The 19,946-nt window shown below is 70.6% G+C and carries 15 protein-coding genes; 7 read left to right on the top strand and 8 right to left on the bottom strand.

Annotation, left to right across the window (positions count from 1 at the left end):
• Window positions 1-888: an SDR family oxidoreductase gene (locus KY469_13785; protein ID MBW3664165.1), complete on the bottom strand. Its 888-nt coding sequence runs from the start codon at window positions 886-888 to the stop codon at window positions 1-3.
• A gap of 173 nt (window positions 889-1,061) precedes the next feature.
• Between KY469_13785 and KY469_13790 the strand changes: the two genes are divergently transcribed.
• Complete coding sequence (locus tag KY469_13790; GenBank protein MBW3664166.1) at window positions 1,062-1,682, top strand: MBL fold metallo-hydrolase; 621 nt, start codon at window positions 1,062-1,064, stop codon at window positions 1,680-1,682.
• A 10-nt stretch (window positions 1,683-1,692) separates the two neighbouring features.
• Here the strand turns inward: KY469_13790 and KY469_13795 are convergent, their stop codons facing one another.
• A complete protein-coding gene (locus KY469_13795; protein ID MBW3664167.1) occupies window positions 1,693-3,210 on the bottom strand; it encodes a hypothetical protein in 1,518 nt (505 codons plus the stop codon).
• Window positions 3,211-3,336: 126 nt separating this feature from the next.
• On the bottom strand, window positions 3,337-4,800 hold the full coding sequence (locus tag KY469_13800) for a lipase maturation factor family protein (GenBank protein ID MBW3664168.1): 1,464 nt from the start codon (window positions 4,798-4,800) through the stop codon (window positions 3,337-3,339).
• Window positions 4,801-5,082: 282 nt separating this feature from the next.
• Between KY469_13800 and KY469_13805 the strand changes: the two genes are divergently transcribed.
• A complete protein-coding gene (locus tag KY469_13805) occupies window positions 5,083-5,271 on the top strand; it encodes a Rho termination factor N-terminal domain-containing protein (protein MBW3664169.1) in 189 nt (62 codons plus the stop codon).
• A 66-nt stretch (window positions 5,272-5,337) separates the two neighbouring features.
• Window positions 5,338-7,623 carry a carbamoyltransferase HypF gene (gene hypF / locus KY469_13810; protein MBW3664170.1) on the top strand — a complete coding sequence of 762 codons (2,286 nt, stop codon included), beginning with the start codon at window positions 5,338-5,340 and terminating at the stop codon, window positions 7,621-7,623.
• On the opposite strand, the gene KY469_13815 is transcribed toward hypF, so the two are convergent.
• Window positions 7,578-8,855, bottom strand: coding sequence for an SIS domain-containing protein (locus tag KY469_13815; protein ID MBW3664171.1), 1,278 nt, complete (start codon window positions 8,853-8,855; stop codon window positions 7,578-7,580). The two genes, hypF and KY469_13815, sit on opposite strands and share 46 nt — an antisense overlap.
• Window positions 8,856-8,905: 50 nt before the next feature.
• Between KY469_13815 and KY469_13820 the strand changes: the two genes are divergently transcribed.
• Both KY469_13820 and KY469_13825 read left to right on the top strand, forming a co-directional pair.
• The gene (locus tag KY469_13820; GenBank protein MBW3664172.1) at window positions 8,906-11,143 is read left to right on the top strand and encodes an acetate--CoA ligase family protein; all 2,238 of its coding nucleotides are present in this window, start codon (window positions 8,906-8,908) and stop codon (window positions 11,141-11,143) included.
• A 57-nt stretch (window positions 11,144-11,200) separates the two neighbouring features.
• Window positions 11,201-12,052 carry an SDR family oxidoreductase gene (locus KY469_13825; GenBank protein MBW3664173.1) on the top strand — a complete coding sequence of 284 codons (852 nt, stop codon included), beginning with the start codon at window positions 11,201-11,203 and terminating at the stop codon, window positions 12,050-12,052.
• Window positions 12,053-12,068: 16 nt separating this feature from the next.
• Here the strand turns inward: KY469_13825 and KY469_13830 are convergent, their stop codons facing one another.
• Complete coding sequence (locus KY469_13830; protein ID MBW3664174.1) at window positions 12,069-12,827, bottom strand: enoyl-CoA hydratase/isomerase family protein; 759 nt, start codon at window positions 12,825-12,827, stop codon at window positions 12,069-12,071.
• A 120-nt stretch (window positions 12,828-12,947) separates the two neighbouring features.
• On the opposite strand from KY469_13830, the gene KY469_13835 reads away from it, so the two are divergent.
• Window positions 12,948-14,708 carry an AMP-binding protein gene (locus KY469_13835; protein MBW3664175.1) on the top strand — a complete coding sequence of 587 codons (1,761 nt, stop codon included), beginning with the start codon at window positions 12,948-12,950 and terminating at the stop codon, window positions 14,706-14,708.
• A gap of 12 nt (window positions 14,709-14,720) precedes the next feature.
• Here the strand turns inward: KY469_13835 and KY469_13840 are convergent, their stop codons facing one another.
• Window positions 14,721-16,418 carry a phospho-sugar mutase gene (locus KY469_13840; GenBank protein MBW3664176.1) on the bottom strand — a complete coding sequence of 566 codons (1,698 nt, stop codon included), beginning with the start codon at window positions 16,416-16,418 and terminating at the stop codon, window positions 14,721-14,723.
• Window positions 16,419-16,473: 55 nt separating this feature from the next.
• Entirely contained in the window at window positions 16,474-17,658 is a 1,185-nt protein-coding gene (locus KY469_13845; GenBank protein MBW3664177.1) for an NADH:flavin oxidoreductase, read from the bottom strand.
• 99 nt (window positions 17,659-17,757) lie between these two features.
• On the opposite strand from KY469_13845, the gene KY469_13850 reads away from it, so the two are divergent.
• Window positions 17,758-18,648, top strand: coding sequence for an NAD(P)-dependent oxidoreductase (locus tag KY469_13850; protein MBW3664178.1), 891 nt, complete (start codon window positions 17,758-17,760; stop codon window positions 18,646-18,648).
• Between the two features lie 18 nt (window positions 18,649-18,666).
• On the opposite strand, the gene KY469_13855 is transcribed toward KY469_13850, so the two are convergent.
• Window positions 18,667-19,848: a CoA transferase gene (locus KY469_13855; protein ID MBW3664179.1), complete on the bottom strand. Its 1,182-nt coding sequence runs from the start codon at window positions 19,846-19,848 to the stop codon at window positions 18,667-18,669.
• Window positions 19,849-19,946 lie beyond the last annotated feature (98 nt).

Consider the following 19,946-nt stretch of genomic DNA (forward strand, 5'->3'; position numbering starts at 1 on the left):
TCAGCCGTCCCGTTGCTGAGAGCCTGCCCACTGGTCCATCAGGTCGAACAGCGGCATCCGCTCCTGCCCGAGCTCATCGAAGCGCGCCGCGATCTCGTCGGGCGACCAGCGGGCGCCCGTGCTGATCTCGCGCACCTCCTGGGGCTGGTTCCAGACCGCGAGGCGGGCTCCGACCGCGGTGTAGACCTGACCGGTCACATCCTTCGCCGCGTCGGACAGCAGGTAGACGACCATGGGGGCAACGTCCTCGGCCTCCCCCATCTCGATCGACATGGGGACGTTGTCGCTCATCCTCGTCTTGGCGACCGGGGCGATGGCGTTGGCGCGGACGCCGTACTTGCGCATGCCGGCCGCCGCCGACCGCACGAGGCTGACGATGCCGCCCTTGGCCGCGGAGTAGTTGGCCTGCGCGATCGAGCCCTGGAACGCCCCGCTGGTGAACCCGACGAGGCTGCCGCTGCGCTGCTCACGCATCGCCTCGGTCGCCGCGCGGAACACGGTGAAGTGTCCCTTGAGGTGCACATCGATCACCGCGTCCCACTCATCCTCGCTCATGTTGAACAGCATGCGCTCACGCAGGATCCCGGCGGGGCACACGACCCCATCGATGGTCCCCCACTCCTCCATCGCGGTGTTCACGATCCGCGCCCCGTCGGCCATCGAGGTCACATCGGCGCTGAGCGCGATGGCGGTCCCGCCGGCCGCCTCGATCTCCTTCGCGACCTGCTCGGCGATCTCGGACTTGGGGTCGGAGCCGTCCATCTCGACACCGATGTCGGCGACGACCACGTTGGCGCCCTCGGCGGCGCACGCGAGCGCGACCGCGCGACCGATACCGCGCCCCGCACCGGTCACCGCGACGCTCTTGCCCTCGAGGAACCCGGCCAACTCGCGACCTCCGGAGGTGGGTGTGAGGCGCCGAGGCTACCGGTTCCTGACGGGGCGTCAGGAACCGCGGGGCGCTCCGACGAACGTCCCTTGCGCTCCACCCTCACGCAACTTGAATGGTTGGGGGCATCCAGATGCACCCGAGTAGTCAAGTTCCGTCGGGAGGAGCCACCGTGAAGGTCACCAAGTACCCACAGTCGACACTGGTCCTCGAGAAGCCGGACGCGGGGCGGGTGTTGATCGACCCGGGGACGCTCGCGTTCGCCGACTTCGACCTCGACGACTTCGGTCACATCGACGCGGTGCTCTACACGCACCGCCACGCCGACCACCTCGATGAGTCCAGGCTCGACGGCATCGAGGAGCGCGGCATCGCCATGTACGGCAACGCCGACGTGTGCAAGATCCTCGGGGCGGAACGCTCGACCGAGGTCGTCAACCGCCAGAGCTTCGACGTGGCGGGGTTCGAGGTCGAGGCTCGCGACCTGCCCCACGTCGAGATGGTCGACGGCTCGCCGGGCCCACCGAACACGGGCTACGTCATCGACGGACGCTTCTTCCACCCCGGCGACGGGCGCGAGCTGCCAGGGTTGTCGGTCGAGGTGCTCGCGGCGCCGATCGCGGGACCGAGCATCAGCTTCCGTGACGCCTACCGGTTCGTCGAGATGCTCGGGGCGGAGACGGTCATCCCGATCCACTACGACTACTTCATCGCCAACCCCGACCAGTTCGGCGAGTACTGCGGCATCGCCAAGGTCGTCGTGCTCGGGGCGGGGGAATCCGCGGACGTGTAGATCGTCGGGCTTACTCCGCCGCGGTGGCGACCAGCGCATCGGCGAACGTGGTGCCTGTCGGGACCGCGCCGCCGTTGGTCGACGCGAGGTTGCAGAGGTAGCGCTCGGTGTTCGCGAACGCGCCCGTCTGGAAGCGGTCGAGGTTCTGGTACCACGACCCGATCAGCTGCTCGTCGGTGGGTGGGATGCCCTCGCGGTCGAACGCGATGATGTCGATGCCGCGGGCGTAGTCGACGTTGTAGACGATGTCGAGCGTCCGCCCGACTCCCGGTACCTCGACCTGGCCGACGAAGTGGGCAGCCCCCGCCTCGGTGACGACCGGCTGGAACCAACCCACCTCCGTCATCTCGCCGTTGGAGCTGTCCACCTGCACGAAGCGCGTGCCGTGCTCGTACCACGACGCGGCGATCAGGTCGTCCTGGACCGTGAACCAGTGACCGGAGCAGCCGAGACCCGCGTTGACCACGGGGCGGCCGTCGGTCACGAGCAAGCCGTTGGCGGGCTTGAGCTGCTCCACGAGCGCCATCTCGCGGCCCTTGTCCCAGTCGCGCATGTCCCAGGTGGAAAGACCGCCGGCGTTGTCGCAGAACGGGTTGACGGTGGTCTCGGCGTTGCCGATGAACAGCTCGCCGGCACGCAGCGCCGAGGTGCCCTCGAATGAGCCCTCCTGGTAGGAGTCCTCGGGGTGCTCGTCCCACTGCTCTCGCGGAGCGCGTGGCACGAAGCCGAGCGCGTCGGGGCGCACGTTGTTGTGCTGGTAGCGGTCGTTGGCGGGTGGCTGGCCCCTGGTGACGACCGTCGGGTTCGCGGGATCGTCGCTGGGATCGACCACGAAGCGCGTACCCGAGTCGCTGATCATGATCCCGGCCTCATCGCGGTTCCACGCGTGTCCGCCGGTCACGCCCGCCCCGACCCGCGTGATCGTGGTGTCGTCCGGACCCTTGCCCTCGACGTGGAGGATGTCGTTGCTCGAGCCGTAGATCCACTCGCAGGCGTCATCGGCACAGGTGGAGGTGTGGTTGCGCTCGTGGATGTAGGCACTGATCTGCGGCCGCAGCACCCGTCCCGGCACGACCTCCTCGATGTCGATCACGTAGACGCCGCCGAGCGTGCCGGCGCGCCCGCCGGTCGGCGAGACCCCAACGGTGTCGATCGAGATGATGGCGCGAGAACCGTCGGCGGAGACGTCGACGTCCTCGTTCTGGAAGTGCCCGAGCGGGAGGTGTCCCATCAGGACCGGCGCGGTGGGCACCGAGACGTCGTAGATCGACAGGCCCTTGACGCCGGTCATGTAGAAGCGCGGCTGGCCCTCGACCTCGACGTACTTGCCGCCCACACCCGGCGACTCGGTGAAGAGCGTCCCGAGGTAGTAGACGTTGGGCGAGTTCGCGTACGCCCCGTCGAACCCGAGCGTCCCCACGCCCGTGATGTTGCCGTCGCCGAGCTGTCCGGTCGGGGATACCGCGGTGGTGAAGCCGGTGGCGGCCAGCGCCAGGGCGGCGAGGGCGGCGAGGATGGGACGGCGCATCGGGGTCACTCCTGGAGCATTCGGGCGGGGGATCGCCTCGCCTCACCGCCTACTTCGACGTGTGCGCCCCGTGTCCCTCCTCCTCCTCCTCGCAGCAGCGATGTGTAGTTGACGCGGGATGGCGTGTCATCCGCGCATCGATCCGTGAGAGGCGCCTGATCCCTGACGTGCGACCGCGGGGACGTAGGTGCCGACCGGTTCGCGTGTCCACCACGCCCCGCTCTCCCTCCGCTCGGCCGGGGAGCTGAACCGGTAGCGGTAGCGGATCGCCCGCACCGCGCGGGGCGGCTCGCCGTCGAAGGGGTCATCCCGGAGCAGCGCGAGGATCCTGGGGTTAGCGGCCAGCAACGCCTCGATCATCGGGACGAACCAGCGGTCGCGGAACCCCGGCGAGGGCGACATCGCCGCGAACCACATCAGCCAGTCGAGTCGGAGGTGGTACGGGGCGACCTGCGGCGGTCTGCGGCGAACGTCGGTGGGCTTGCCCTTGAACTCGTACTCGCGCCACTCCGCGGACGTGTCGGCCGGGTCGTCGAGCGTGCCCTCCACCACGATCTCGTAGCGGGTCTTGGTGATGGAGCCGAACGCCCCGTACGTGTTCACCAGCCGCAGGGCGTCGAAGCTGCGGTTCATCGCCTGACCCGGTGACAGCAGGTTGCGCACGACCGGCACCGAGCGGACCGCCACCAGCGCGGTGAGCGCGATGGCGAGCCCGCCGAACCACACCGGCGGGTCGGCCAGGTCCGCCGGGGCTGACGCCGGCAGCAGCGCGTCGAGGAACCCACCGCTCAGGGCGGTGAACCCCAGCACGAGCGTCAGGGCGTTCAACCAGGCGAAGTTGCCCGACACCATCAGGTAGGCCTGCGTCACCACGATCACCGCGCCGCCGACGCTCGCGACCGGCTGCGGGGTGAAGAGCAGGAAGGGGATCGCGAGCTGGGTGACGTGGTTCGCGCCGACCTCGATCCGGTGCGCCCACCGTGGCAGGTGGTGGAAGTACCAGCTCAGCGGGTTGGGCATCGGCTGGGTCTCGTGGTGGTACTCCAGGCACGTCAGGTCGCGCCAGCAGGGGTCGCCCCGCAGCTTGATGAGTCCCGCCCCGAACTCGACCCGGAACAGCAGCCAGCGCAGCAACCAGATCACCAGCAGAGGCGGGGCGACGTCGGCCGGCCCGAGGAAGATGGCGAGGAAGCCCGCCTCGACCAGCAGCGACTCCCACCCGAACGCGTACCACACCTGGCCGATGTTGAGCAGCGACAGGTACAGCGCCCACAGGACGATCCACGTCCCCATCGAGACCACGATCGGTCCCGACTCGGTGAGGCCCAGGACCGCGGCGGCTGACAGACCGATCCCGAGCCAGCCCGCCACCAGCACGCCCCCGTCGGAGTAGCGCCAGTGGAACAGGCTGGGGCTCTGACGGAAGGCCACCCGTTCCACGAAGCGACGGGCGGGTGTCAGCCCGTCGTCTCCGAGCAGCCCGCGCCACTGGTGGACGACCGCCACGAAAGCGAGGAGGTAGATCGCCGCCAGGGCACGCTGGAACAGCCAGCGCGCGAGCCAGTACTCCTCGGCGCCGAGCCAGTCCACGCATGCCCCCTTCCCTCACTCTCGTGCTACCGCTCCGCTGCTTGAGCACTCCTCGTGCTACCGCTTCGCTACTTGAGCACTCCTCCTCGTGCTACCTCTCCGGACGAACGTACCCACGACCGCGGGACCGCCCTCCGTCCGGTCGGGCAAGGGGCGAGCGAGCGCCGCCTCGGGCACGCACCTTGGAACCGCCAGCTACGAGGAGGATCAACCTTGGGTCAGAAGGACCACGGACCATCGGTCAAGGACGACGAGCAGTACGAGTCCCTGCGCGAGGAGGGCATGTCGAAGGAGAAGGCCGCCCGCATCGCCAACGCCGACCGTTCGAAGGCCGGCAAGCGCGGTGGCTCCTCGAGCAAGTACGAGGACTGGAACAAGGACGAGCTGTACGAGAAGGCCAAGGACGTCGGCATCGAGGGCCGCTCCGACATGAGTAAGAAGGAGCTCATCAACGCCCTCCGCAACCACTGACACTGCCCTCACTACGCTCGTTCACGCCCGACCCGGTCGGCGCGTGACCGAGCGTGAGGTGTCCCACTGGGGAGTACCGAGGAGCGGATCCGTCGTGGCGTCCGGATCGACGGCACCGTGCAGGGGGTCGGGTTCCGTCCGTACGTGTACGCGCTGGCGACCGAGCTCGGCCTGACCGGTCACGTCGGCAACGACGCGGCCGGGGTCTTCATCGAGATCGAGGGGCGCGAACCAGCGATCGAACGGTTCCTCACGAGGCTCCCCGTCGAACTGCCACCGCTCGCTCGGATCGAGCGCTTCGACGTCGAACCACTCACGCCGGTCGGCACGCACACCTTCACGATCGTCGCCAGCGACGCCGGCGGGGTGCGGACGGCACAGATCTCGCCCGACGTCGCCACGTGCGACGACTGCCTCGCTGAGGTGACCGACCGCCGTGATCGTCGCCACCGGTACCCGTTCACGAACTGCACGAACTGCGGGCCGCGGCTGACCATCGTCACGGGCGTGCCCTACGACCGTCCCAACACGACGATGGCGCGGTTCGACATGTGTGAGGCCTGCGCCGCCGAGTACGCCGACCCTCGCGACCGTCGCTTCCACGCCCAGCCGGTGTGCTGTCCCGCCTGTGGGCCGTCGCTGCGTCTCGTCGCGTCATCGGGCGAGGTGCTCCGAGGCGACCCCATCGAGCAGACGGCACGGCTGCTCCTGGACGGCCGGGTCGTCGCGGTGAAGGGTGTCGGTGGGTACCACCTCGCGGTGGACGCGACATCGGAGGAGGCGACCGCGGCGCTGCGGCGGCGCAAGCACCGCGAGGAGAAGCCCTTCGCCCTGATGGTCGCCGACCTGGCGACGGCACGCGAGCTCTGCGAGGTCGGGGAGACCGAAGCGGAGCTGCTGACCGGCCGCGAGCGCCCCATCCTGCTGCTGCCGCGACGCCAGGACGCCGCGATCGCCTCGTCCGTCGCCCCACGGAACCGCTCGCTCGGGCTGATGCTGCCCTACACCCCCCTGCACCACCTGCTGTTGGTTGCGGTCGACCGCCCCCTCGTGCTGACGAGCGGGAACGTGTCCGACGAGCCCATCGCCTTCCGCGACGACGACGCCTTCGAGCGCCTCGGACCCATCGCCGACGCCTTCCTCACCCACGAGCGCCCCATCCACACCCGCGTCGACGACTCGGTCGTTCGGGTGATCGGCGATCGCGTCACCCCGCTCAGGCGATCGCGTGGTTACGCCCCACGCCCGGTCGAGGTCGCGTGGCCGTTCCCGCGTCACGTCCTCGCGGTCGGCGCCGAGTTGAAGAACACCTTCGCGCTCGCGAAGGACCAGCACGTGTTCGTCTCGCACCACATCGGCGATCTCGAGAACCACGAGACGCTGCGAGCCTTCACCGACGGGATCGCCCACTTCGCGCGCCTGTTCGACATCTCCCCGGAGGTCGTCGCCCACGACCTGCACCCCGAGTACCTGTCGACGAAGTACGCGTCCGAACTCGACGACGTCGAACTCGTGGGCGTGCAGCACCACCACGCCCACATCGTCTCGTGTCTCGCGGACAACGCCGTCGACGGGCCGGTCATCGGGTTCGCGTTCGACGGCACCGGTTACGGCGACGACGGGACCATCTGGGGGGGCGAGGTGCTGGTCGCCGACCGCGCCGAACACGACCGCGTCGGCCACCTCTCGACCGTCCCGCTCGCGGGCGGAGCCGCCGCCATCCGTGAACCGTGGCGCATGGCCGCCACCCACCTCGACGCCGCTGGTCTCGCGTCAGAGGCTCTGGAGGTCCGCCGACGCAACGCCGAGCGCTGGGACGACGTCGTCGCGGTCGGCCGCTCCGGCATCAACTCCCCACCCACCTCGAGCGTGGGGCGGCTGTTCGACGCGGTCGCCGCCCTCGTCGGCATCCGCGACGCCGTTACCTACGAGGGCCAGGCCGCCATCGAGCTGGAGCAGGCCGCCGATGTCACGGTGGACGCCGCCTACCCAGCGACGCTGGACACGAGCGGGGCGCCGTTCACCATCGCCGCGAGCGACCTGATCCGGGCCGTCGTCGACGACCTCCGGGATGGTGTGCCGGCGCCGACCATCGCCGCGAGGTTCCACGCCGGGCTGATCGGCGTCGTGGTCGAGGCGGCGGAGCACGTCCGGGGGGTGACGGGACTAACGACGGTGGCGCTGTCCGGAGGGGTCTTCCAGAACGTGCGCTTGGTCGAGGGCGTGCTCGCGGCGCTGACGCAGGCGGGCTTCGAGGTCCTCACCCACCGGCGGGTGCCACCCAACGACGGTGGCATCAGCCTCGGTCAGGCCGTCATCGCCGCAGCCGTGAGCTCACGCAGCACGTGGTAGAGCGTCGTCTGGACCTCCTGGATGCGGTGCACCGACGCGGACGGCACGACGAAGAGGTGGTCGATGGCGTCGCTGCTCGCCATCGTCCCGCCATCCCCACCCGCGAACCCCACCGTCACCATCCCGATCTCTCGGGCAGCCTCGAACGCGCGGATGAGGTTGGGCGAGTTGCCGCTCGTCGACAGCGCGACGAACGCATCACCGGGGCGGCCGAAGGCGCGCACCTGGCGGGAGAACACGACCTCGAAGTCGACGTCGTTCGACAGGGCGGTGATGACCGCGACATCGTTGGTCAGGCACAGCGCCGGCACCGGCGACCAGCCGTGAGGCGGGTCGAGGTGGACGCGAGCAACCTCCTGCGCGTCGCTGCTGCTCCCGCCGTTCCCGCAACTGAGCAGCCTCCCACCCCTCCGGAAGGACTCCCCCAGCGCCGCGGCCGCCCGTGCGAGCTCGTCGGCGTAGGCCTCGCCGGTCCGGGTGCGGAGCTGCACGACCTCGGCGACCTTGTCGCGGCTGGACGCAGCCACCTCCTCGAGCACGGCCTCGATGTCCGAGCCGCCCTCGTACAGGAACGGGTAGAGCTCGCCTAGGCCGTCGGGACCCGTCTCGGCCGCGGATGCGTCGCCGGTCACGACGTCCGGCTGCTCGAGGAAGACGTGGACCAGCTCCCACAGCACGTGGTAGGTCGTGACGTGAGCCTCCTTCACCACCAACGGATCGTCGGACGCCGCCAGCAGGACGTGGTCGACGGCTCCGCTGTCGGCGATGGCACCACCGTCACCTCCGACGAGCGCGATCGTCAGCAGCCCGGCCTCGTGCGCGGCCTCGAGACCACGCAGCACGTTGCGACAGTCGCCGTCGTGGGACAGCCCGAGTGCGATGTCGGTGGGCCGGCCCACGACGCGGAGCGTGTGCGCGTAGACCTCGTCGAAGCCGTGTCGCGACGCGACGCTCGTGAAGCTCGCCGCGTCGGCGTTGAGCGAGATGGCTGGCAGCGCGCGCTTGCCGACGATGACGGGGTGGACGAACTCCACCGACACGTGCTGCGCGTCGGTCGTCGGGCCGCCGTTGCCGAAGGCGATCAGGGTCCCGCCCTCGAGGAAGCGACCCGCCATCGCGTGGCACGCGATCGCCAGTGGCTCGGCGGAGTTCGCCAGCACCGCGACCGGCTCGACACGACGACCGAACGCCGCGCTCGCCGTCTCCAGCAGCTGCGTCGGTCCGGTCGCCATCTTCTCCTCCCAGCGGGGGTTACGGCCCCCTGAGCGAGGCTGCGTGGAGGATGTGTCTCACAGGTGAGCCAGATGCTCCACGGAGCGGGGTCCGAGGGTACTCCTGGGCCTCCAGCGCTAACCTGACACACCGTCAGGTTCTGCGTCGGCGACGAGCACGACGGGCGGGATCCGGAGGAGGTGGCGTGGAGGCGCGCGTGGCGGACCTCGACCGGTTCTTCACGCCCCGCGTCGTCGCCGTCATCGGTGCCACCGACGACCCCGACTCACCCGCCTGGATGAGCTGGGACCAGATCCGGCGCTGGGGCGAGGCGCACGGGGCGCAGGTCATCCCGATCAACCCCGGTCGCGAGCGGGTCGACGACCTGACCGCGTACGGATCCATCCTCGACGTGCCCGGCGAGGTGGACCTCGTCGCGATCCTCATCAGCAAGCCCGAGGCGGTCCTGCCCGAGATCATCGAGAAGAAGGCGCGGTTCGCGGTCCTCTTCTCGGCCGGTTTCGCCGAGACCGGCGACGAGGGCGAGGCGCGCCAGCGCGCCATCGTCGAGATGCTGGCCGGCACCGACCTGCGGCTGCTCGGACCGAACACCACGCTCAACGCGTTCCAGGACTTCTCCCCGGACGTCGGTGGCGGCAAGCGCGTCGGTCTGATCACCCAGTCCGGTCACCAGGGACGACCGCTGTACCAGGCGCAGGAACTCGGGCTCGGGCTCAAGGCGTGGGCACCCACCGGCAACGAGGCCGATCTCGAAGCCGCCGACTTCCTGCGTTGGTTCGCCGACCAGGACGACGTCGGCGCCGTCGCCGCGTACATCGAGGGCTTCAAGGACGGCGGGGCGCTGCTGCGCGCGCTCGACCATGCCGCCGCCCGCGCGGTGCCGTTCGTGTGCGTGAAGGTCGGCCGCACAGACGTGGGCCGGTCGTGGGCGCGGTCGCACTCGGGCCACCTCGCGGGCTCCGACCAGGTCACCGACGCGGCCTTCCGCCAGTACGGCGTCACCCGGGTCGACACGCTCGACGAGCTCGCCGACGTGTCGATGCTGCTCGCGCGCGCCACCCCGCCCCGTGGTAACGGGCTCGCCATCTACTCGATCTCCGGCGGCACCGGGGCCCACGCCGCGGACCTCGCGGCCGCCCGCGGCCTCGAGCTCCCGGAGCTGTCGGAGCCGACCCAGGGACGACTGCACGAGCTCATCGCGCCCTTCCTCCGCGTGTCCAACCCCGTCGACAGCGGTGGCCACCCCACCGGGGACGAGCGTGGTCCCCGCATCCTCGAAGCGATCCTCGCCGACCCCGCCGTGTCGCTGCTGCTCGTGCCGATCCCCGGTGCGGTCCCTCCCATCTCGGAGAAGTTCGCACAGGACCTCGTCGATGCGGCTCGCGGCACCGACAAGCCGATCTGCGTCGTGTGGGGTTCCCCCGTCGGAACCGAACCGGCCTACCGCGACATCCTCCTGCCCAGCGGCCTGCCGGTCTTCCGCTCGCTCGGCAACGCGCTCACCGCGATCCGCGCGTACTTCGCCTGGCACCGCTTCCGGTCGAGCTACGTCTCCGCTCTGCCGCCCCGCGCCCCGCACGACGCCCGCGCGGCCGTGGCGCGCGAGGTCATCGGCGACGGCGGGGCGCTCAGCGAGGTCACGGCGAAGCGTTTGGTCAACGGCTACGGCATCGTGATGCCGCGCGAGGAGCTGTGCAGCTCCTCCGACGAGGCGGTCGCGGCGGCAGCCGAGATCGGCTACCCGGTCGTGATGAAGGTTGTGTCGCCACACCTGCAGCACAAGACCGACCTCGGGCTCGTCGCCCTCGGCGTCCTCGACGAGCGGGGCGTGCGGGACACCTACGACCGGCTGCTCGGCGCGGTGACGGGCCACGTCCCGCCCGACTCGATCGAGGGCGTCCTCGTGGCCGAGCAGCTCAGCGGCGGGACCGAGACCATCCTCGGCCTCGTCCGCGACGAGCTGTTCGGGCCGACGGTCGTGTTCGGGATCGGCGGGGTGGCGGTCGAGGTGTACCGCGACGTCACCTTCCGGGTCGTGCCCTTCACCCGCGCCGAGGCCGAGCGGATGGTCCGCGAGGTGCGCGGGCTGCCGCTGCTGACCGGGGCGCGAGGTCGCCCCGCCGCCGACCTCGACGCGCTCGTCGACGCCGTCATGGCGGTCCAGGACCTCGCGCTCGACCTCGGCGACGACCTCGTGGAGCTCGACCTCAACCCGCTGCTCGCCCGCCCCGACGGCGTCGTCGCCCTCGACGCCCTCGCCGTCGTCCGCTCAGCCTCGGAAGATTGAACCGGTGAACCTGATGCTCCGGTTCAACGGTTCGATCTTCAGCGGGAGGTGGATGTGATGGGGCTGCCCGAGCCGCCGGACGTCGGGGCGTCGGCGCTCCCGCCAGGGACGTTCGACGGCGCGGTCGTCGCCGTGACCGGAGGTGGGACGGGCCTGGGCAAGGCCATCGCGGTCGAGTTCGCGCGGCTGGGGGCGAGCGTCGCGATCCTCAGCCGCAACCCCGCCCACCACCAGGCGGGGATCGCCGCCATCGGCGAGGTCGGGGCGCGCGCCACCGCCGTGGCGTGCGACGTGCGCGATCCCGATCAGGTCGGGGCGGCGTTCAACGCGGTCGTGGCCCGGCTCGGACTGCCCGACGTGCTCGTGAACAACGCGGCCGGCAACTTCCCCGTCGCCGCCGAGGAGCTGTCGCCCAACGGGTGGCGAGCGGTGACCCAGATCGTCGCGGACGGCACGTTCTTCTGCTCGCGCGAGTTCGCGCGACGCCACCTCGACGCCGGCACACCGGGCAGCATCGTGAACATCGGGGCGAGCTACGCCTGGACCGGCGGACCGGGGTTCGTGCACTCGGCTGCCGCGAAGGCCGCGGTCAAGAACCTCACCGAGACGCTCGCGGTCGAGTGGGCGCCCTACGGCATCCGGGTCAACTGCCTCGTTCCCGGCCTCTTCCCGCACGAGGACGAGGCCGACCACATCCGTGGCGTGCCCGAGCGCGGCGACCGCGAGGACGAGCGCTCACCGGCGGGGCGCGTCGGCCGACCACGCGAGCTCGGTTGGGCGGCGACCTTCCTGGCGTCGCCGTACGGCACCTACATCAGCGGGGCCACGCTGACCGTCGACGGGGCGAACTGGCAGCGTCGGTCACTGCTGCAACCTCCCTTCACCCCGATCCGCGACCAGCTCAGCTGACCGGAAGTCGCCGGCCTCACGACCGGTCGCGCGCCTCGCGGCGGGCGCGGAACTCGTCACCGGCCATGACCACCGTCTGCGCCAGCATCTCGTGGGTGAGGGTGTCCTCAACCGGCGGGTTGGCCAGCCCCCGCACGGTCTGCATCGCCATCCGCACTGCGAGCGGCGGGAACGCGGCGATGGTGTGGGCGATCTCGAGCGCGACCTCATCGAGCTCCTCGACGGCCGTGACACGCGAGACCACGCCGTGCCGGAGCGCCTCGTCAGCGTCCATCACCCGCCCCGTCAGGGCGAGGTCGGCCGCCACGCCGTGACCAGCCATCTGGAACAGCCGCGCGACACCGGCAGAGTCGGGGATCACACCGTGCTTGACCTCCGGCAGCATCATCCTGGCGTCGTCCGCCGCGATGCGCAGGTCGCACAGCAGCGCCCGCTCGAACGACCCACCGATGACCCACCCCTTCAAGGCGACGACGACCGGCGCGGGCATCGTCAGGAGCAGGCGCGTGTAGCGGTGCCCCCGCGCGATGTAGTCGAGGTCGCTGACCCCGTCGGGGCGCTGACCGAGCTCCTCCGTATCACGTCCCGACGAGAAGCTGGGACCCTCGCCCCGCCACACGATCGCGCGGACGCTCCGGTCGTCGTGGAGCCGCTCCCACGCCGCGAACAGCTCGTCGTCCATGGCGTCGGTGAACGCGTTGTGCCGTTCGGGGCGATCGAGCGTGAGTACCGCCACGTCGCCGTCACGCTCGAGCCGAACCGTCTCCGCTGTCACGGACCCTGCTCCTGGCCTAGCCTGGGGACGGCGAACGCTACTCGGCGCAGGGCCCGATCCGAGGGGGACTCGGGAGACGCCGGGTCAGGGCGCCACGTCGGATCGACAGCGGAGTGACGGATGCTCGAGGCCAGGACCCTGTGGGAGCTCATCAGCAAGCGTGCGGACGCCACGCCTGACGCGCCGATGGTCATCGACGACACCGGCCGGGAGCTGACCTTCGGCGAGTACGCCGAACGCGTCGAACGTGTGGGGGTCGGTCTCCAGGCCTGGAACGTCAAGGCGGGCGATGTCGTGTCGTGGCAGCTGCCGACATGGCAGGAGTCGATGCTCATCGTCGGGGCGCTGTCGCGCATGCGCGTCATCCAGAACCCGATCCTGCACATCTACCGGGAACGCGAGGTCGGCTTCATCGTGCGCGAGGCCCAGACCAAGCTCCTCATCGTCCCCGAGGAGTTCGGCGGCTTCGACTTCGCCTCGTTCGCTCGCGGCATCGCGGCCGACGTCGAGGGGCTCGATGTCAAGCTCATCACCCGACCCGGCCTGGCCGAGGTCGATCAGCTCGAGGACCTGCCGAAGCCACCTCGGACCGACTTCGAGGACGAGGCTCCGGTGCGTTGGTACTTCTACACCTCCGGGACCACCGCCAACCCCAAGGGGGCGCAGCACACCGACGCGACGATCATGGCGGTGTCGCGTGGCATGTGCGAATCCCTGGAGCTGACCCCGGACGATCGCTCCGCGCTGGTGTTCCCCTTCCCGCACATCGGCGGGATCATCTGGCTCTTCTCGAGCCTGCTCGTCGGATTCCCGAACGTCATCGACCAGGCTTTCAACCCCGAAACGACCATCGGGTTCCTCGACGGTCAGGACGTCACGCTCGCCGGCGCGGGCACGTACTTCCACCAGGCCTACCTCGCCGCGAAGAAGGAGAACGCGAAGCTGTTCAGCTCCGTCCGCGGCTTCCCCGGCGGCGGCGCCCCCAAGCCCCCACAGCTCCACCACGCGATGAGGGAAGCGTGGCCGGACAGCGCCGGGATCCTCAGCGGGTACGGGCTCACCGAGGCGCCCATCCTCACCATGGCCACGCCCGACGACGAGGACGAGGCGCTCGCGAACACCGAGGGCCGGGCCATGCCCGGCGTCGAACTCAAGCTCGTGACCCTCGACGGCGAGGTCGCGACAGCCGGCGAGGAGGGCGAGGTCCGCGCCAAGGCGCCGCAGCTCATGGTGGGCTACCTCGACGCCAGCCTCGGCGAGGAGGCGTTCGACGAGGACGGCTTCTTCCGCACCGGCGACCTGGGCAAGCTCGACGAGGACGGGTTCCTGACGATCACGGGCCGTGTCAAGGACGTCATCATCCGCAAGGGCGAGAACATCTCCGCCAAGGAGGTCGAGGACGTGCTGTACGACCACGACGCCATCGCCGACGTGGCCGTCATCGGACTGCCCGATGACGAGACCGGCGAGCGCGCGTGCGCGGTGCTGGTCGTGGCCGACGGGGCCGACGCCCCGACGCTCCCCGACGTCCAGGGGTTCCTGGAGCAGCAGAAGCTCAACAAGCGCAAGTGGCCCGAGCAGGTCGAGGTCGTCGACGCGCTCCCCCGCAGCCCCGCCGGCAAGGTCCTGAAGTTCGAGTTGCGTGACCGCTTCGCCGGGACGGAGCGACCCCAGCCAGTTGCCTCCGACGACGCCGACGAGCAAGCCGCGGAGGAGAAGTCGGCCAAGGACGAGTCGAGCGCCAAGAAGAAGACCAAGAAGAAGACGAAGAAGTCCTCGAAGGGCTCCGGGAAGAAGTCCCAGAAGAAAGGCGCCGGCGAGAAGAGCGCGGAGGTCAAGGCCGCCAAGGCGAAGGCGCCAGAGGGCAAGAACCCCGAGTAGAGGGATCGAGGCTCAGCCTGGGCCGACGCCGAGGAAGGTGGCGAGGTCGTGCGCGATGCGCGCGGCATCGGCACGGGCTTGCTCGGCGGGGCGGTCGGTGGGGCCCCGCACGTCGACGTAGATCTTGAGCTTCGGTTCGGTACCACTGGGGCGGACCAGCGCCCGGCCGCCGTCGAAGGTCAGTTCGACCACCGCGTCGTCGGGGAGCCACCGGGGCCGTTGGTCCGCTCCGCTCCGCAGGTCGCGCACCGACTCGACCTGCCGACCGGCGAGCGCCTCCGGATGACGGTCGATGCCGATCCGTTCCATCGCGGCCGCCATCTCGGCCGGGCCATCGGGGCCGGCACGGACGATGCTGAGCGGGGCGCTGATCCAGCGACCGTGGGCTCCGTACAGCTCGTCGAGGTAGCCCAGGACGGTCGTGCCTCTGGCGCTGCACGCGGCGGCGAGGTCGGCGAAGGCGACCGCGGCGTTGATCCCGTCCTTGTCCCGGACGAGCTCGCCGACGCAGTAGCCGAGCGCCTCCTCGAAGCCGAGCACGAGCCGCGCCCCCTCAGTCTCGGCGAGGTCGAGGGCAGCGTTGCAGATCCACTTGAAGCCGGTGAGCGTCACCTCGTGACGCGCCCCGTGCGCCTCGGCGATCGCTGTCGCCATCGGCGTGGACACGATCGAGGTCACGACCAGCCGCTCCGCCGCGGCGCGGTCGTGGCGCAGGAGGTGGTCGGCTAAGAGGACGCCGATCTCGTTCCCGTCCAGGGGTCGCCAGCCCGCGTCGCTGTCCGGGACGGCGACGGCGAGTCGGTCGACGTCGGGGTCGTTGGCGAGGACGAGGTCGGCGTCGACCTCGGTGGCCAGTGCGAGCACCGCGTCCAGCGCCCCGGGCTCCTCCGGGTTGGGGAACGGAACGGTCGGGAAACCCCCATCGGGTTCCCGCTGGGAGGCGACCTGGTGGACCTCGTACCCGGCCGCCTCGAGGGCGCATCGGACCGGTTCGCCTCCGACACCGTGCAGCGGGGTGTGCGCGATGCGGAGCGGGACGCGGTCGGTCGAGCTGCGTGCGGCGAGGACGCGCGCGAGGTAGCGGTCGAACATCTCGTCGCCGAGGACGTGCACGCCGTCGATGTCGGCGGGGCGGTCGCCGGGGCGACGCGGTACCTGCCGCGCGGGACCGACCTCGTCGATGGCACGTGCGATGGAGGTGTCGGTGGGCGGCACGATCTGTACGGCGCGGTGGTCGTAGACCTTGTAGCCGTTCCACTCAGGCGGGTTGTGGCTGGCGGTGATGACTACAGCCGCGATGGCCCCCAGCTCCTTGGCAGCGAACGCGACGAGCGGCGTGGGCACGACCCCGTCGAACGCGTGGACCTCGAGCCCGGCAGCTCCGAGCACCCCGGTCGCGTCGGCGGCGAAGCGCTCGCTGTCGGGACGTGCGTCGTGCCCGACCACGACGATGCCGCCTCCGGGCTCGTCGAGGAGGTGTTCAGCCAGGCCCCGGGTCGTGCGGATGACGACCGCACGGTTCATGCGCAGCGGCCCGGCCCCGACCACCCCGCGGATCCCGGCGGTGCCGAACTTCAGCGTCCCGTCCACCCGTGCCGCGAGTGCATCGCGGTCACCGGCCTCGATCAGCTGCTCGAGCTCGGCGCGCGTCGCGGGGTCGGGATCGCCCTCGACCCACGCCCCCGCCCGCCGCAGCACCTCGTCGTCCACGCCCGTCCTTCCGACGAACTTGACTACTTGGCTACGTCTCTGTGCACCCAGGTATTCAAGTTCGTGACCACGACCCCTGTGGGGCGATGGGGCAGCGGGTGCCGTCCCGCTCCATCTCGACGACGCAGCGGTTGCCGTGGTCGCATCCCGACGGGGCAGCGTCGCCGCCTCGCCACCGCTGGGGCAGGTCAGGTTCGTAGAGCAGCGCCCGCGCCATCGCCACGAACGCGAAACCCTCGTCGAGCGCGGCGCGAGCGGTCTCGGGGCGGGTGACTCCGCCGAGGAGCATCAGCGGGGCCGACACCTCGCCGAGGAACCGGCGCGCGCAGGGCAGCAGGAAGGCCTCCTCGAACGGGTACTCGACCATCAGACGTCGCCCGACGACGCGCATACCGAACCGCTGGATCGCCGAAGGCTGCTGATCGATCAAATCCGCGATCGGCACGTCTCCGCGCATCAGGAACATCGGTGTGCGGCTGGTCGATCCGGCGGTGAGCTGCAACGCATCGACGGTCCCGTCGGCATCGATGCCCCGTGCGGCCACGAGGGCGTCCTCGACGTCCAGACGGCGCCGGTAGCCGTCGAGCATGTTCAGCTTCGCGGTCACGGCGGCACGGGCACCCACACCGTCGCGGACGACCGCGAGCACCTCGCGAGGGAACCGCGAACGGGCCTCGGCCGAGCCGCCGTAGCGGTCGCAGCGACGATTGGTCGCGGGGCTCAGGAACTGGCTGAGGAGGTAGCCGTGCCCGACGTGCACCTCCACGCCATCGAAGCCAGCCTCCACCGCGCGGCGAGCCGCAGCGGCGAACGCCCCGCGGATCGTCGCCAGCTCGTCGGTCGAGGCGGGGCGTGCGAGCGTCATGCCCAGGGGGCTGAACGCGCGTGAGGGCCCGAGCGCGGGGCGGCGGTTGACCTTCGCGTTGGCGAAGGTCCCGGCGTGGCCGAGCTGGACGAGGGCGGCGGCACCCTCGGCGTGGACGACGTCGGTGAGTCGCCGCAGCCCGGGAACCGCGTCGTCGTCGAGGACGATCTGATCCCGGTACGTACGGCCCTCAGGGGACACGGCACAGTACGCCACGGTCGTCGCCCCGACACCTCCCGCCGCGTGACGGCGGTGGAACTCCACGAGCTCGTCGGTCACCGCGCCGCGCGGCGTACGCCCCTCGAAGGTCGCGGCCTTGACGAGTCGGTTGCGTAGGCGAGCGGATCCGAGGCTGGCCGTCTCGAACAGCTCCATCGTCACGCGCTCTCCTGGAACCGGGCCGTCTGCACCACCAGGCGATCGACAACCCTACCGTTGACCTACCCTCGATCTCCCGTCGCAGAGGGGTCCCCCGTGAGCGAACGCATCGGCTTCATCGGGCTCGGGATCATGGGATCAGGCATGTCCGGCAACCTCCTCACGGGTGGCTTCGACCTGACCGTGTGGAACCGCACGCCGGCGCGGACCGAGATCCTCGTCGAGGCTGGCGCAGCTCGAGCCGACACGCCGGCCGACCTCGGTGAGGCCGTGGACGTGGTGGTCCTGTGCGTCTCCGACACACCGGACGTGGCAGAGGTGACCCATCAGCTCGTGCCGGGCCTGTCCGAAGGCATGCTCGTCATCGACTGCTCCACCATCAGCCCCGACGTGACGAGGGAGCTGCACGCCAGGATGGCGGAGCGGGGCGTGGGTTGGGTCGACTCGCCGGTGAGCGGGGGCAGCGAGGGCGCGATCGCGGGGACCCTCGCCGCGATGGTCGGAGGCCTCGACCACGATGTCGCCCGGGCACGTCCCGTCCTCGACGCCTTCTGCCGCACCATCACCCACGTCGGCGGCCCCGGCGCGGGACAGGCGTGCAAGCTCGTCAACCAGATCCTCGTCGTCACGACCATGCTGGGCGTCTCCGAGGCGCTCGTGTTCGCCGCGGCCCAAGGACTCGACCTCGACGCGACCATCGACGCCGTCTCGGGCGGGGCGGCGGGGAGCTGGATGCTGGCGCATCGCGGCCCGCAGGTCGTCGACGGCTACTGGGAACCGGGCTTCAGCATCGACCTGCAGCAGAAGGACCTGCGGCTCGTGCTCGAGGCCGCCGACCGCGCCGGGGTGCCCGCGATGGCGACGGGGCTGGTCTTCCAGCTCTACCGCTCGCTGCAGCACGAGGGTCGGGGCGGCGAGGGCAACCACGCGCTGGTCAAGGCCATCGAGAAGCTCGCCGGCATCGAGGCCCGCCGCTCAGCGCGGTGAACCGCTCCCGCTCGGTCCTCAGCCGAGCGCCCCGCCCTCCCTCAGCGCCCCGATGCGCCCCGCGTCGTACCCGAGCACGTCGCTGAGCACCTCGTCGGTGTGCTCGCCGACGGTCGGAGCCTTCGACGGCGGCGGCAGCTCCTCGTCGACGAAGTGCAGCGGCTGGCTGAGCATGTCGGCGCCGTGCTGCTGGTGGTCGTAGATCGCGAACCGTGCCTGGAACTGCGGGTCGGCGGTGACGGTGCGAGGCGTGTTGACCGGGGCGATGGGGGTCTCCGCCTCACCCGAGAAGGCGATCCACTCCGCGCTGGTGCGGCTGCGGAAGATGGCACGCAGCTCCGCCTGCAGCTCGCGGTTGCCGCGGGCGTGGTCGGCGAGCTCGCTGCCGGGCCAGCGCTCGAACAGATCCATCCGGTCGACGCCCTCGCAGAAGTTGCGCCAGAACACTCGCTCGCTCGCCATGAACAGCACGTGCCCGTCCGCCGACTCGTAGATCTGGTAGCGGACGCCCTCCTTCATCCCGGCGGTGCCCGGGGCGCGGCGCTCGTAGTCGTCGGCGGCGTTGCCGGTGACCTCGTCGTCGGGGCGCTCGTAGGCGAGCCACGTCTCCGACCGGTACCAGTCGAAGTAGGCGGCCGCGTCGGACTGGGCCACCTCGAGCGCGCAGCCCTCACCGGTCTCACGTGCGCGGATGACCGCAGCGAGGATCCCCAGCGCCCCGAAGACGGGACCGACGTTGATGCCGATCGAGACATGCTCGGGGATGTAGCAGAAGCCTTCCTCGTCGTAGGCGGGCGTGACGATGCCGGCCCAGGTGTCGTAGGCGATGCCGTGGCTCGGGAGGTCCTTGTAGGGACCGGTCGCGCCGTACCCACTGATCGAGGTGAAGACGAGGCGCGGGTTGCGCTGGCGCAGCAGGTCGTAGCCCACGCCCCGCCGCTCCAGCGCACCGGGGCGCATCGCCTCGACCACGACGTCCGAGGCCGCGGCGAGCTCGGCGAACACCTCGACGCCCTCGGGCGTGCGCAGGTCGATGGTGATCGAGCGCTTGCCACGGTTGAGGTGGAGGTGCATCAGCGATACGCCCTCGATGATCGGCCACGTCATGCGCCGCACGTAGTCGCCCTGCGGCGGCTCGACCTTGATCACGTCCGCCCCGAGGTCGGCGAGGTGGGTGGTGATGCCGGCGGGCCCGAGCATCGAGGCTTCCAGCACGCGGATGCCGGCGAGCGGTGCGGGGCGCGACACGCGGCAACACCTCCGGAGCGGGCGGGGACCTGACGGGGCGTCAGGTCCGC

The organism is Actinomycetota bacterium (assembly GCA_019347575.1).
Lineage (GTDB): Bacteria > Actinomycetota > Nitriliruptoria > Nitriliruptorales > Nitriliruptoraceae > JAHWKY01.

Excerpts from the sequence above, each read along its gene's own strand:
- KY469_13795 (MBW3664167.1), bottom strand. The coding sequence starts at position 3,210 with ATGCGCCGTCCCATCCTCGCCGCCCTCGCCGCCCTGGCGCTGGCCGCC.
- KY469_13805 (MBW3664169.1), top strand. The coding sequence starts at position 5,083 with ATGTCGAAGGAGAAGGCCGCCCGCATCGCCAACGCCGACCGTTCGAAG.
- KY469_13815 (MBW3664171.1), bottom strand. The coding sequence starts at position 8,855 with ATGGCGACCGGACCGACGCAGCTGCTGGAGACGGCGAGCGCGGCGTTC.
- KY469_13820 (MBW3664172.1), top strand. The coding sequence starts at position 8,906 with ATGTGTCTCACAGGTGAGCCAGATGCTCCACGGAGCGGGGTCCGAGGG.
- KY469_13825 (MBW3664173.1), top strand. The coding sequence starts at position 11,201 with ATGGGGCTGCCCGAGCCGCCGGACGTCGGGGCGTCGGCGCTCCCGCCA.
- KY469_13835 (MBW3664175.1), top strand. The coding sequence starts at position 12,948 with ATGCTCGAGGCCAGGACCCTGTGGGAGCTCATCAGCAAGCGTGCGGAC.
- KY469_13845 (MBW3664177.1), bottom strand. The coding sequence starts at position 17,658 with ATGGAGCTGTTCGAGACGGCCAGCCTCGGATCCGCTCGCCTACGCAAC.
- KY469_13855 (MBW3664179.1), bottom strand. The coding sequence starts at position 19,848 with ATGCTCGGGCCCGCCGGCATCACCACCCACCTCGCCGACCTCGGGGCG.